We start from the raw sequence: 13,194 nt of genomic DNA on the forward strand, positions 1-13,194 counted from the left end.
GGGATTGACCCTTTACAGATAATAAAAAGAAAAGAGGTATATTATGGGAGGATTATTGTATTTAGCTAAACCAATGGTGGCTACCGGAGGACTTATAAGCGGATCATTTTTGGCAATGGCGTTCCTTGCTATTGTAATCATCTTGATCTTTGCTTCCTGCATCAAGATAGTACCACAGGCAACAGCCTTAGTCATTGAAAGACTTGGCGGATATCAGGATACCTGGCACGTTGGTATCCATGTGAAGTTACCTTTCATCGACAGAGTAGCAAAGAGGGTAACGCTTAAGGAACAGGTTGCGGACTTCCCTCCACAGCCGGTTATCACAAAGGATAACGTTTCAATCAGAATAGATACAGTTATCTTCTACCAGATAACAGATCCTAAGCTTTATGCATACGGTGTTGAGAATCCTATCTCAGCTCTTGAAAACCTTACAGCTACTACACTTCGTAACATCATCGGTGATCTTGAACTGGATGAGACACTTACATCCCGTGAGACTATCAATACACAGATGCGTTCTACACTTGATGTAGCTACAGATCCTTGGGGAATCAAGGTAAACAGAGTAGAGCTTAAGAACATAATGTGTCCTCCTGATATTCAGGGTGCGATGGAGAAGCAGGCTAAGGCAGAGCGTGAGAGACGTGCTGCGGTTACCAGTGCAGAAGGTGAAAAGAAGGCAGCCATCCTTGTTGCGGAAGGTAAGAAAGAATCTACCATCCTTGAAGCAGAAGCTGAAAAGGCAGCTCAGATTCTCCGTGCAGAAGCTAAAAAGGAAGCTACTATCCGTGAGGCTGAAGGTCAGGCACAGGCTATACTTGCGGTGCAGAGGGCTAATGCTGACGGTATCAAGCTCCTAAATGAATCAGCTCCTTCAGGAGAGGTAATCAAGCTCAAAGGACTTGAGGCTTTCGGCAGGGCAGCAGACGGTAAGGCAACCAAGATTATCATCCCTTCTGAGATACAGGGCCTTGCAGGGCTTGTAAGCGGCATTACAGAGGTTGCAGCTGAGGCTAAGAAGCAGGTGGAGGCATAATGAACATAAAACTTCCTGAAAAATTTCTGCCAAGGCTTATAATGACTGTCTTTGGTGTCATAATATGCGCTATAGCTGTTGGATTTTTTAAGAATTCCCTATTTGGTATAGACCCTTTCCAAAGCTTTGCGCAAGGGTCTCACGCGAGGCTCTTTTCAGGGGTTGCTTATGGAATATACTACATGGTTGTAAGCTTAATAATGCTTGTTGTAGTCCTGCTTTTAGATAAGCACTATATTGGAATTGCAACCATATTGAACTTGTTCTTCTCGGGTCACATAGTGGATTTTGCCAATAAATACATAGCGGAGGCCATCCCGGATCCAAGCCTTGCGGTAAGAGCAGTTATGCTGATTGTAGGTGTGGTCGTGCTTTGCTTTGCATCGTCACTTTATATGACCTCGGACCTTGGAGTTTCGGTCTATGATGCCATTCCTATTATCATATCAAAGAGAACAGGAAAACCATTTAAGTTTATGCGTATAGGCTGTGACTTAATTTGTGTTATCATAGGAGCCTTGTGTGGCTTGCTTCCGGGGCTTGGAACCTTGGTTACTGCCTTCTTTATGGGACCGCTTATAGACTTCTTTAACAGAAAATTCTCCAGACCGTTGCTTGACAGATTTAAGGCTTAGAATATAGCCATACAGGTGCTTGAAATACAGTCCTGTATGGCTTTTTTGTGTCTGCTTAGAATTTAGACTTTGATAAAACGGTAATAAAACGATATTTAGACTTTGCCAGAACGGTAATAAAATGTAATTTGGACTTTGCCAGAACGGTAATAAAACAGAATTTAGACTTTGATAAAACGGTAATATATAGGTATTTGAGCTTTGATAAGGCTGAATCTGGCCACTTAGGAGATGTAGTTGGCTAAAAGGCAAACATATGAATACTATATTTACAACAAAGTTTGATGTATGATATTATAGGACAGAAATTCACGCACTTTGAATATATGGGACTGCTATGGATTGTCTGGCGGATAGTGTAAATCATAGGAGATGCGTAATAATTAGATACAGATTTAGGAGATAATATGAATCTACTTACAGCAGAAAATTTATCGAAAAGCTTTAACACTGATAAGATTCTCTTTGATAATATTTCTTTGGGCATAAACGAAGGCGACAAAATAGGGCTAATAGGCATAAATGGAACAGGAAAGTCTACCCTTCTTAAGATACTTGCAGGAGAAGAAGAGGCAGATAGCGGCAAGCTCACCAAGGGCAATGCCGTCCGCATAGCCTATCTCCCGCAGAATCCTGAGTTTGACGAGGGTGAGAGCGTTATTTCGGAGGTAATAAAGGGGAAAAAGGCTAAAAATGAATTCTGGGACACAGAGGGAGAGGCAAGGAGCCTGCTTGCCAAATTTGAAATAGAGGATGTAGAGGCCAAGGTAGGCACACTTTCAGGCGGTCAGAAAAAGAGGGCTGCCCTTGTGCGTACCCTCCTTGATGATGCAGACATCCTCATTCTTGATGAGCCTACCAACCACCTGGATACAGCCATGTCTGAGTGGCTTGAAGACTATCTTAAGAAGATGAAACAGGCTCTCCTCATCATAACCCACGACAGATACTTCCTTGACCAGGTGACAAACAGGATAGTTGAGCTAACTCATGGGAAGCTTTACTCATACGTAGGAGGTTATATGAAGTACCTCGAGCTTAAGGCGGAGCGTGAGGAAATGGAGATAGCCACCGAAAGGAAGAATGCCGCACTTTTTAAGAAAGACCTCGCTTGGATGATGAGGGGTGCAAGAGCTCGTTCAACCAAGCAGAAGGCCCATATAGAGCGTTTTGAGGAACTTAAAAACAGGGATAAGATTGTAGTGGATAAAGAAATTGTGGTTGATTCGGTATCAAGCCGCCTCGGTAAGCAGATAATTGAGATTGAAAATATCTCAAAGGCTTACGGAGACAAGACATTGTTTGCTGATTTCACATATCTCTTTAGAAGGATTGACAGAATAGGAATTATTGGGAAAAATGGCTCAGGCAAGTCAACCCTTCTTAAGACTATTTTAGGAGAAGTAGCACCTGACAGTGGGAACATTATCATCGGTCAGACAGCTAAGATAGGATACTTTTCTCAGGATTCGGGAGAGCTTGATCCAAGCCAGACTGTAATAGAGTCAGCAAAAGACATAGCAGAGTATGTGCAGACAAAGGATGGCACCATATCGGCTAGCAAGATGCTTGAACGATTCCTCTTTGAAGGTGCAATGCAGTATACAAAAATCGAGAAGCTCTCAGGTGGTGAAAGAAGAAGGCTCGCCCTCTTGCATACCCTTATTTCTGCACCAAATATACTTATCCTAGACGAGCCTACCAATGACCTTGATATAACCACTCTCTCTATCTTAGAGGACTATCTGGACGGCTTTGATGGAGTGGTTATAACGGTTTCACACGACAGATACTTCCTTGACAGGGTAGCAAACAGGATATTTTCCTTTGAAAATGGCCATATTAAGATATATGAGGGAGGATATAGTGACTATCTGGAAAAAGCAGAGCCACAGATTGAAGAGGTAAAGGCAGAGAAAAAAGAAAGCGATGCAAAAAAGGATTGGAAGGCAAACAAAGGTACCAAGCTTAAGTTTACCTACGCCGAACAGAAGGAATTTGACACCATAGATGAAGATATTGGAAAGTTAAACGAGGCAATAGAAAAGATTGATGCGGAAATAGCAGAAAATGCTTCAAGGTATGGAAAACTGGGTGAGCTGATGGCGGAAAAAGAGAAGCTGGAAGAAGAACTTGAGTATAAAGAAGAAAGGTGGCTTTATCTTACGGAACTTAATGAGAAGATAAATGCAGGAGGTAAGTAAAATGCAGGAGGTAAGTAAAATGCAGGAGGTAAGTAAAATGCAGGCTAATTCGTTTGTGTTAAAGGTAATTGCGATTATATGCATGCTTATTGATCATACATCGATTGTCCTTGATCCCTTTATTCCTAATGAATGGTATGATTTGTATAAGATTGGCAGAATGATAGGCAGAACCGCATTTCCTCTATTTTGCTTTATGATAGTGGAGGGGTATTATTATACTCGTGATAAGAGTAGATATCTAGGGAGCTTATTATTACTTGCGATTATATCTGAATTGCCATTTGATGCTATATTTTCAGAATCAGGTTTTAAACTGGAATACGATAATCAAAATGTATTTTTTACACTTGCAACAGGCTTATTTACAATTATTTTGCTTGACAATGTGAATAAGTTTATGAAGAGCATAAGTGAAAAACAGAGAGCTTATCTTGGATATGCACTCAAAGTAGCAAACATTATTTTGCAGTTTTTTATAATAATTATAATGACAATAGGGATAAATTATTTAAAATCAGATTATGGTGTAGCAGGGCTGGATTTAATTGTAATGATTTATTATTTTGAAAAAATACCAGTTTTGCTTAAAAGATTTGATGGAAGATTTGATTCAAATAAAGCTAAATTTATATTTGCAGGCTTAACGGTTCTTTTCTGGCTTTCGTATTATGATTACAATATTGGGCGCATTAATGAGCTGATGGGATTTCCGGCAGTTATTCTTATCTGGATGTATAACGGTAAAAGAGGAGATTACAAAATACCTAAGTATGTATTTTATTTTTTCTATCCGGTTCATTTGACGGTGTTGTATTTTATCAGAAAAATGCTAGCAGGATACTAAAATGGAAGATAAACCGAAGTTTGTACTCGCCTGTACCAGAGGCTTGCCTGAAAAGGAGAAGGACTTTGTGAGGAAAATACTGGATGATTTCAGGAAAATGGGTGTTAAATCTGTCAAAGATGAAACCTTAGATGTGAATTATCCTTTAAAAAGTCCAATAAACCCTTATAATGAGATTAAAAAAAGCTATTTGGATAGTCCACCTGAGCTTGAAAAAATATCTACAGACTCTGTAGATAAGCCAAATATGGCTTCCGAGATTGGCAGTATACATTTTACAATGAAAAATGCCCAATATAAACCCCAAGACGGCTTAATTATAACCTCTGCAGCCAACTTTAATGAGAGCCTCCTTGCCTCAGGCCTAACAACTATAGTTTATGACAAAAACCTTGGAAGCGGTTTGCCCTATGGCATTGACCTGATAGTGGATAGCTTTGAAGATATTGATACAGACTTCCTCATAAGGCTCTTTAAGCATAAAAATAAAATCCCTTGTCTAATTGCAGAAACTAAGAGAACTGTCATCAGAGAGCTTTGTGCACAAGATATCGATGAAGTCGTTAAAATAAGCAGAGAAGAGCATATACTAAAGTTCGTAGAAGATGGCAGAGTGCCTGAAGAAGAGCAAAAAGAGAAACTTCTTGCTTACATCGATAATATATACAGCTTCTATGACTATGGTATCTGGGGAATATTTGATAGAGCAGATGGCAGCCTGATAGGTCTTATCAGCCTTGATTTCCTGACCGATGCCGAGGAAGCCCGGTATGAAACGGGGTTTTTCATCAGAAAAGAAAGGCTCGGGCAGGGTTTTGCCACGGAAGCTATAGAAATGGTAGTAAACTACGCGAAGAATAAGCTGTCAGCCTCTAAACTTATAGCGGTTACAGATTATGAAAATATGCCTGCCAGGTCTTTACTTGAAAAATGTGGATTTACAGTGGCAGGTCGTAATGATAAGATGATATATGTAAAACAACTAGAGAATTAGGAGAGTGATTATGGAATTACCCAAAGATGCAGCCATGCTCTTAAGCTTTGTAAACACCAAGCTTAGAGATTTTTACCCAAGCCTTGATGAATTCTGCAAGGCAGCAGGGGTTGAGAGAGGCTATATAGTTGATACGCTTAGAAAGATAGACTACGAGTATGATGAAAGACTTAACAAATTTGTATAAAGTTGTGGCTTGCAACGACTGCAGATTTGTTGTACAATTGACTTAGCTAAAGTAACAAGTGCCGTATGCACACCTCCTTTCCGCTGTCGGTCTGGAGTATGACAACACTATAATTTTAACTTAAAGAGAAATAATAGTCAATTGATGGAGTTAATAAAGACTTGCAACGACTGCAGATTTGTTGTATAATTAACTTCGATAAAGGAATAATGTCATGATAACATAACCCCCTGAGAGGTGCGAACTCTCAGGGGGCTTTGTGCATTTAGGCTAGTTGTCATCATTGATTCTGTCTAGCCATTTGCAAATGAGATAGCTAGTCACATTTGCCATGACAGAAATGATAAAAGGAATAACATACATGATAACACCTCCCTTCCGTTGCCGGTATGGGGTGTGACAACAATTTAATTCTATCTAAGAAAGCTTTGACAGTCAACTGCTACATAAATCTTTAAGGAACAACAAAAATCCGCTTTAAATATGTGGCTTTCTATGCTATGATATGTAGTAATGAAAACTACATGTTAGGAGATAGCAATGTCATACGTAATTTTATGTGATAGCGGAACTGATTTAACCCCTGAATTAAAGGCGAGAGAAGAAGTAATCAAAGTACCCTTGACCTTAACTCTCGGAGATGAGAACTTTATAGATGATGATAACCTTGATGCGATGGACTTCCTTCAGAAGATGAAAAACTACCCTGACACTCCAAAGTCAGCCTGCCCTTCCCCTGAAGAGTACCTGAAGCATTTTAACAAGGCGGATGAGGTGTACATAATTACCCTTTCCTCCAAGCTCTCGGCTTCGTACAACTCAGCAAAGATAGCTACAGATATGTACAGGGAAGAAAATGGGAAAAGCAAGGTATATCTAATAGACTCAAAAGGCGCGTCTGCATCCCAGACTCTCCTTGCCAATAAACTAATTGAACTTAAAGAAGCAGGACGAGGCTTCGATGAGATAGTAAAGGAAATAGAAGTATTTAATGCAGCAAAAGATACTCTCTTTGTGCTTGAAAGCCTTGAAAATCTTAGGAAAAACGGAAGGCTCACCGGAATAAAGGCATTTATCGCAGAGGCACTCAATATAAAGCCCGTCATGATGGCAGACAAAGAGGGAAATATCATAAAAGCAGACCAGGCAAGAGGCATAAACAAGGCCTGCAGCGTGATAGCCGAACTAACTGTAAAGCAGGCAGACAAGTCAGGAAGCAGGGCTCTTGTGATATCCCATTGTAGTTGCCTGGAAAGAGCAGAGAAGATAAGGGATATGATAACCGAGAAACATAAGTTTGACAGAATAGATATAGTAGAAACAGGCGGCATAGCCACACTCTATGCGTCAGAAGGCGGCATTGTTATAGGCTGTTAAAAAAGGCTACTGATCGGACTCGAACCGACGGCCTGCTGATTACGAATCAGCTGCTCCACCAACTGAGCTACAGTAGCAAATTGCCTTGCTATTATACCTTATAAAAGAAAAAAAGTAAATAGCATAATGACTTTACAAAGAATAATAACTGTGTTATAAAACTAAGTATGCGCTTGTAGCTCAGCCGGATAGAGCACCGGCTTCCGAAGCCGGGTGCCGCAGGTTCGAATCCTGTCAGGCGCATATTTTGTTGTTTACTATAAAATTTCACAAAACTTTGACAAAAAAGTGCCAAAATATAGCGAAATGACACTTGATATTTTTTTCTGTTCAAGTTAGAATAAGAGAGTAGTTTAGTGTACAAACATAAACATATAAATTAGGAGGATTTAAAAATGGCAGTTAAAGTTGCAATCAATGGTTTTGGTCGTATCGGTCGTCTTGCATTTAGACAGATGTTCGGACATGAAGGTTCTGAAATCGTAGCTATCAACGATCTTACAGATCCTAAGATGCTCGCTCACCTTCTCAAATACGATTCATCACAGGGTAAGTATGCACTTGCTGATAAGGTTACAGCAGGAGAAGACAGCATCACTGTAGATGGCAAGACAATCAAGATATACAAAGAGAAGGACGCAAACAACCTTCCTTGGAAAGAGCTCGGAGTAGATGTTGTACTCGAGTGTACAGGTTTCTACACAAGCAAAGAGAAGTCACAGGCACACATCAATGCCGGTGCTAAGAAAGTAGTTATTTCAGCTCCTGCAGGCAACGATCTTCCTACTATCGTATATAATGTTAATCACGAGAGCCTTAAGGCTGATGATGACATCATTTCAGCAGCTTCTTGTACAACAAACTGCCTTGCACCTATGGCAAAGGCACTTAACGACTTCCTTCCTATCCAGAGCGGTATCATGTCAACTATCCACGCTTACACAGGTGACCAGATGACACTTGACGGACCTCATCCAAAGGGAGACTTAAGAAGAGCAAGAGCAGCAGCAGTTAACATCGTTCCTAACAGCACAGGTGCAGCTAAGGCTATCGGTCTTGTTATCCCTGAGCTTAACGGCAAGCTCATCGGTTCTGCGCAGAGAGTACCTGTTCCTACAGGTTCAACAACTCTTCTTTATGCAGTAGTAAAGAGCGACAAGGAACTTACAAAGGAAGACATCAATGCAGCTATGAAAAAGGCATCAGACCCTGAGACCTTCGGATACAACGAGGACGAGATAGTTTCTTCTGATATCGTAGGTATGACCTACGGCTCACTCTTTGACGCTACTCAGACTATGGTATCAAAGGCTGGTGACGGACTTTATCTTGTACAGGTAGTTTCCTGGTATGATAACGAGAATTCATACACATCACAGATGGTTAGAACAATTAAGTACTTCGAGAAATTTGTGAAATAAAACACGCGGTTAAGCCGCCGGGGGCAATGGCTCTCGGTGGCTTTTTTTATAATAACTACATAAGGAGAAAAACAATGGCGGGATTAAATAAGAAAAGCGTTGACGATATCAATGTAAAGGGCAAAAGAGTATTGGTTCGTTGTGACTTCAACGTACCACTTAAAGATGGAAAGATAACAGACGAGAACCGTCTTGTAGCAGCACTTCCTACTATCAAGAAGCTCATAGCTGACGGAGGCAAGGTTATACTCTGCTCACACCTTGGCAAACCAAAGGGAGAGCCAAAGCCTGAGCTTTCACTTGCTCCTGTAGCAGTTAGGCTCTCAGAGCTTTTAGGACAGCCTGTCAAGTTCGCTGCTGACAACGAAGTAGTTGGTCCTAACGCTAAGGCGGCAGTAGAAGCTATGAAGGATGGGGATGTTGTTCTCCTTCAGAACACCAGATACAGAGCAGAAGAGACCAAGAACGGCGAAGAATTCTCCAAGGAACTTGCTTCCCTTGCAGATGTATTTGTAAATGATGCATTTGGTACAGCCCACAGAGCGCACTGCTCAAACGTAGGAGTAACCAAGTACATCGATACCTGCGTTGTTGGCTATCTTATGAACAAGGAAATCGAATTCCTCGGCAATGCAGTAGAGAATCCAAAGCGCCCATTTGTAGCCATACTTGGCGGTGCCAAGGTAGCAGATAAGCTCAACGTAATCAACAACCTTCTTGAGAAGTGTGACACCCTCATCATCGGCGGTGGTATGGCTTACACCTTCCTCAAGGCTCAGGGCAAGGAGATTGGACTTTCACTGGTTGACAATGATAAGATAGACTATTGTAAGGAAATGCTTGCAAAGGCAGAAAAGCTCGGCAAGAAGCTCCTTCTCCCTGTTGACTCAGTTACCATAAAGGACTTTCCTAACCCTATAGATGCACCTGTAGAGGTAGAAGTGTATGATTCAGACCACCTTCCGGCAGATAGAGAAGGCTGCGACATCGGCCCTAAGAGTGCTGAACTTTTTGCAAATGAAGTAAAGACCGCCAAGACGGTAGTATGGAACGGACCTATGGGAGTATTTGAGAATCCTACACTTGCAGCAGGTACACTTGCAGTAGCAAAGGCACTTGCAGAGACAGATGCTACTACCATCATCGGTGGCGGAGATTCTGCGGCAGCAGTTAACCAGATGGGATTTGGCGACAAGATGAGCCATATATCTACAGGTGGCGGTGCTTCCCTTGAATTCCTTGAGGGCAAGGAGCTTCCGGGCGTTGCGGCTGCTAACGATAAATAAATAAATTTTTGAAAGGTTAACACAATGAGAAGAAAAATAATAGCAGGCAACTGGAAGATGAACAAGACTCCTAGTGAGGCAGTTGCATTAGTTAATGAGTTAAAAGACTTAGTTAAAAATGACGAGGTAGATGTAGTGTACTGCGTACCTGCTATCGACATCGTTCCTGTAGTAGAGGCAGTGAAGGGCACCAATGTCAAGGTTGGTGCTGAGAACATGTACTTCGAAGAGAGCGGTGCTTACACAGGAGAGATATCAGCAGCCATGCTTAAGGATGCAGGCGTAGAATATGTAATCATCGGTCACAGCGAGAGAAGAGACTACTTTAAGGAAGATGATGTCCTCCTTAACAAAAAGGTAAAGAAGGCTATTGAGGCAGGCATCACCCCTATACTTTGCTGCGGTGAGACCCTTGAACAGAGAGAAATGGGCATAGCGGTTGACTTTATCAGACTTCAGATTAAGTCAGACTTAAAGGATGTGGCAGCCACTGATGTAGCTAAGCTTGTAATAGCTTATGAGCCTATCTGGGCTATAGGTACAGGAAAGACAGCTACAAGTGACCAGGCTGAAGAAATCTGTAAGGCTGTTCGTGACTGCATAAGAGAGATGTATGATGATGCTACAGCTGAGAAGGTACGTATCCAGTACGGCGGTTCTGTAAATGCAGGCAATGCAGCAGAGCTCTTCACCAAGCCAAACATTGATGGAGCACTCGTAGGTGGTGCAAGCCTTAAGGCTGACTTTGGTCAGATTGTAAATTATAAGTAGGGTGTTCTATTCCGTTATAATAACAACACTTGACTTTTTACATTGCTGTGAGATATAATACACATAGGCAAAAAGAAAATATGTATCCAATAAGATGCGAACACCCTAGAGCTGCAACTCTAGGGTGTTCTGATCCTTGATATTAGCAATACTTGACTTTAAGGACGGTTATGAGTTATAATATATGTGCATTAGAGTTGTAACGAACCCAATGAAATTCAAAAAGCGAACACCCTAGAGCTGCAACTCTAGGGTGTTCTATTCCGTCAAGGTGGCTTAGTCCTTTTTAGGCTGGTCGCCTTTTTCCTGTTCTCTGTCCAGCCATTTGCTTATATAGTTAGCTACTATACTCGCTATGACAGAGATTAAAAATGATGTAACGATTTCCAATGAAATTCACCTCCCTTCTATGCCTAGTGGGAGAGGCAACGATTATATTATAACACATATGTTCGATTTTGTCACATGAGATAATGATTTGACTTCTTAGCCTTAATAGGTTATAATTGTGAACATAAAAGATTATTAAGTGTTCCATGAGTTCAAAAAAACGAAAAACTCGAAGTCTGCAGCTTCGAGTTTTTCTATTCCATTTTTTATAAAGGTGGCTTAGTCCTTTTTAGGCTGGCTGCCTTTGTTATGCTCTCTGTCCAGCCATTTGCAGATATAGTTTGCAACTATACCTGCCATGACAGAGATTATAAAAGATATTAAATTATCCACGAGTTCACCTCCCTTCTATGCCTAGTGGGAGAGGCAACGATTATATTATAACACATACGTTCGATTTTGTCATATATATTCCTATCTCATTATAACAAAATAATATCAGGATTATTCCATATCTATCTTGCCAATTCCCCTCATAAATGCTATCATACAAGACAAAATAAGGAGGTAGAACATGGATATCAAATACGTTAGCACCAGAGGAGATAAAGAAAAGGTCACAGCCTCACAGGCTATCCTACGTGGAATAGCACCTGATGGCGGTCTATATGTACCTGAGACCTTCCCAAAGCTTGATAAGAGCCTTACGGAACTTAAAGGACTTAACTATAGAGAAATAGCCTACGAAGTGATGAAGCTCTTCCTTACTGACTTCACCGAGGAAGAACTAAAAGCTTGCATAGACTCAGCCTATGACAGCAAATTCGATACAGAAGAAATAGTTCCTATGAAAGAAGCAGACGGACTTATATATCTGGAGCTGTTCCATGGACCTACCTTAGCCTTTAAGGATATGGCACTCTCCATACTTCCATATCTTATGGTTACCTCAGCAGAGAAAAACGAGCTAAAGGAGAAAATCATCATCCTCACAGCCACCTCAGGAGACACAGGAAAGGCTGCCCTTGCAGGCTTTGCAGATGTGGAGGGCACAGGCATCATAGTATTTTACCCAAAAGACGGTGTCAGCCCCTTTCAGAGACAGCAGATGGTTACCGAAAAAGGAAAGAATACCTCGGTAGTAGCCATAGAGGGCAACTTCGATGATGCGCAAAACGGAGTAAAGGCCATCTTCTCCGACAAAGCTCTCGCTGCAGAGCTAAAAGAAAAGGGCTATGTATTCTCATCAGCCAACTCCATAAATATAGGAAGACTTGTACCTCAGATAGTCTACTATGTATATGCCTATGTGAAGCTGCTTAATGAGGGGAAGCTTAGTCCGGGTGAAATTCTTGATGTCTGCGTGCCTACAGGCAACTTCGGCAACATCCTTGCGGCAAGCTTTGCTAAAGAGCTTGGACTTCCGCTTGGCAAGCTCATCTGCGCCTCTAACACCAACAAGGTACTCTTTGACTTCTTTAAGACAGGCACCTACGATAGAGACAGGGAGTTCACCCTCACCATATCACCAAGTATGGACATACTCATATCAAGCAACCTAGAGAGACTGATATACAAACTCTGCGACTGTGATGCGGCTAAAAACGCTAAGTTTATGAGTGAACTGGTAAATGAAGGCAGATACACCATAGACAAAGCCATGGCAGATAAGCTTACTGACTTTGAAGCAGGATTTGCCACAGAAGAAGATACACTTCATACAATTAAAGAAGTATTTGACAAGACAGGCTATGTCATAGATACCCATACAGCAGTTGCGGCATTTGTGGCAAATGAATATAGAAATAAGAATACTTCACATAATAAGCTTCTCATAGCCTCCACAGCAAGCCCGTTCAAATTCGCAGGAAGCGTACTAAAAGCCATGGAAAATGACAAAGTAGAGAACTTTACATCAGAATGGGACAAAATAAGAGAACTTGAAAGAATATCAGGAAAGAAACTCCCTGAGACAGCACGTGATATAGAGAATGCGAAAGTCATCCACAAAGACATCTGCGCCAAAGATGAAATGAAAGCCCTGGTAAAAGAAAAAATATTAAAATAAGCCAAAAAAAATATAAAAATGACATAGACTTG

11 protein-coding genes and 2 tRNA genes are annotated in these 13,194 nt (G+C 41.2%); 12 read left to right on the forward strand and 1 reads right to left on the reverse strand.

Annotated elements, in window-relative coordinates; translation table 11 throughout:
- Positions 1 to 115: 115 nt before the first annotated feature.
- From JJN12_RS01785 to JJN12_RS01815, 7 genes are all read left to right on the forward strand, one after another.
- The gene (locus JJN12_RS01785; protein ID WP_236013823.1) at positions 116 to 1,042 is read left to right on the forward strand and encodes an SPFH domain-containing protein; all 927 of its coding nucleotides are present in this window, start codon (positions 116 to 118) and stop codon (positions 1,040 to 1,042) included.
- Entirely contained in the window at positions 1,042 to 1,677 is a 636-nt protein-coding gene (locus tag JJN12_RS01790; protein WP_208428085.1) for a YczE/YyaS/YitT family protein, read from the forward strand. The genes JJN12_RS01785 and JJN12_RS01790 overlap by 1 nt, the downstream gene beginning before the upstream one ends.
- A gap of 407 nt (positions 1,678 to 2,084) precedes the next feature.
- On the forward strand, positions 2,085 to 3,881 hold the full coding sequence (locus tag JJN12_RS01795) for an ABC-F family ATP-binding cassette domain-containing protein (protein WP_208428086.1): 1,797 nt from the start codon (positions 2,085 to 2,087) through the stop codon (positions 3,879 to 3,881).
- Positions 3,882 to 3,936: 55 nt separating this feature from the next.
- Positions 3,937 to 4,728 carry a TraX family protein gene (locus JJN12_RS01800; RefSeq protein WP_208428087.1) on the forward strand — a complete coding sequence of 264 codons (792 nt, stop codon included), beginning with the start codon at positions 3,937 to 3,939 and terminating at the stop codon, positions 4,726 to 4,728.
- Between the two features lies 1 nt (position 4,729).
- On the forward strand, positions 4,730 to 5,722 hold the full coding sequence (locus JJN12_RS01805; protein ID WP_208428088.1) for a GNAT family N-acetyltransferase: 993 nt from the start codon (positions 4,730 to 4,732) through the stop codon (positions 5,720 to 5,722).
- A 10-nt stretch (positions 5,723 to 5,732) separates the two neighbouring features.
- Complete coding sequence (locus JJN12_RS01810) at positions 5,733 to 5,909, forward strand: DUF4250 domain-containing protein (RefSeq protein ID WP_208428089.1); 177 nt, start codon at positions 5,733 to 5,735, stop codon at positions 5,907 to 5,909.
- A 540-nt stretch (positions 5,910 to 6,449) separates the two neighbouring features.
- Positions 6,450 to 7,286 carry a DegV family protein gene (locus tag JJN12_RS01815; RefSeq protein WP_208428090.1) on the forward strand — a complete coding sequence of 279 codons (837 nt, stop codon included), beginning with the start codon at positions 6,450 to 6,452 and terminating at the stop codon, positions 7,284 to 7,286.
- Between the two features lie 4 nt (positions 7,287 to 7,290).
- Here the strand turns inward: JJN12_RS01815 and JJN12_RS01820 are convergent.
- A tRNA-Thr gene (locus JJN12_RS01820) sits at positions 7,291 to 7,363 on the reverse strand.
- A 92-nt stretch (positions 7,364 to 7,455) separates the two neighbouring features.
- Between JJN12_RS01820 and JJN12_RS01825 the strand changes: the two genes are divergently transcribed.
- The 5 genes from JJN12_RS01825 to thrC all read left to right on the forward strand — a co-directional run bounded on the left by JJN12_RS01825 (position 7,456) and on the right by thrC (position 13,162).
- Positions 7,456 to 7,529, forward strand: a tRNA-Arg gene (locus JJN12_RS01825).
- 152 nt (positions 7,530 to 7,681) lie between these two features.
- Entirely contained in the window at positions 7,682 to 8,707 is a 1,026-nt protein-coding gene (gene gap, locus JJN12_RS01830; RefSeq protein ID WP_208428091.1) for a type I glyceraldehyde-3-phosphate dehydrogenase, read from the forward strand.
- A gap of 74 nt (positions 8,708 to 8,781) precedes the next feature.
- Positions 8,782 to 9,993 (forward strand): phosphoglycerate kinase, encoded by a 1,212-nt coding sequence (locus JJN12_RS01835; RefSeq protein ID WP_208428092.1) that lies wholly within the window; start codon positions 8,782 to 8,784, stop codon positions 9,991 to 9,993.
- 24 nt (positions 9,994 to 10,017) lie between these two features.
- A complete protein-coding gene (gene tpiA, locus JJN12_RS01840; protein WP_208428093.1) occupies positions 10,018 to 10,764 on the forward strand; it encodes a triose-phosphate isomerase in 747 nt (248 codons plus the stop codon).
- A 904-nt stretch (positions 10,765 to 11,668) separates the two neighbouring features.
- Entirely contained in the window at positions 11,669 to 13,162 is a 1,494-nt protein-coding gene (thrC, locus tag JJN12_RS01845; RefSeq protein ID WP_208428094.1) for a threonine synthase, read from the forward strand.
- Positions 13,163 to 13,194 lie beyond the last annotated feature (32 nt).

The sequence above is a fragment of the Catonella massiliensis genome, assembly GCF_016651435.1.
Lineage (GTDB): Bacteria > Bacillota > Clostridia > Lachnospirales > Lachnospiraceae > Catonella > Catonella massiliensis.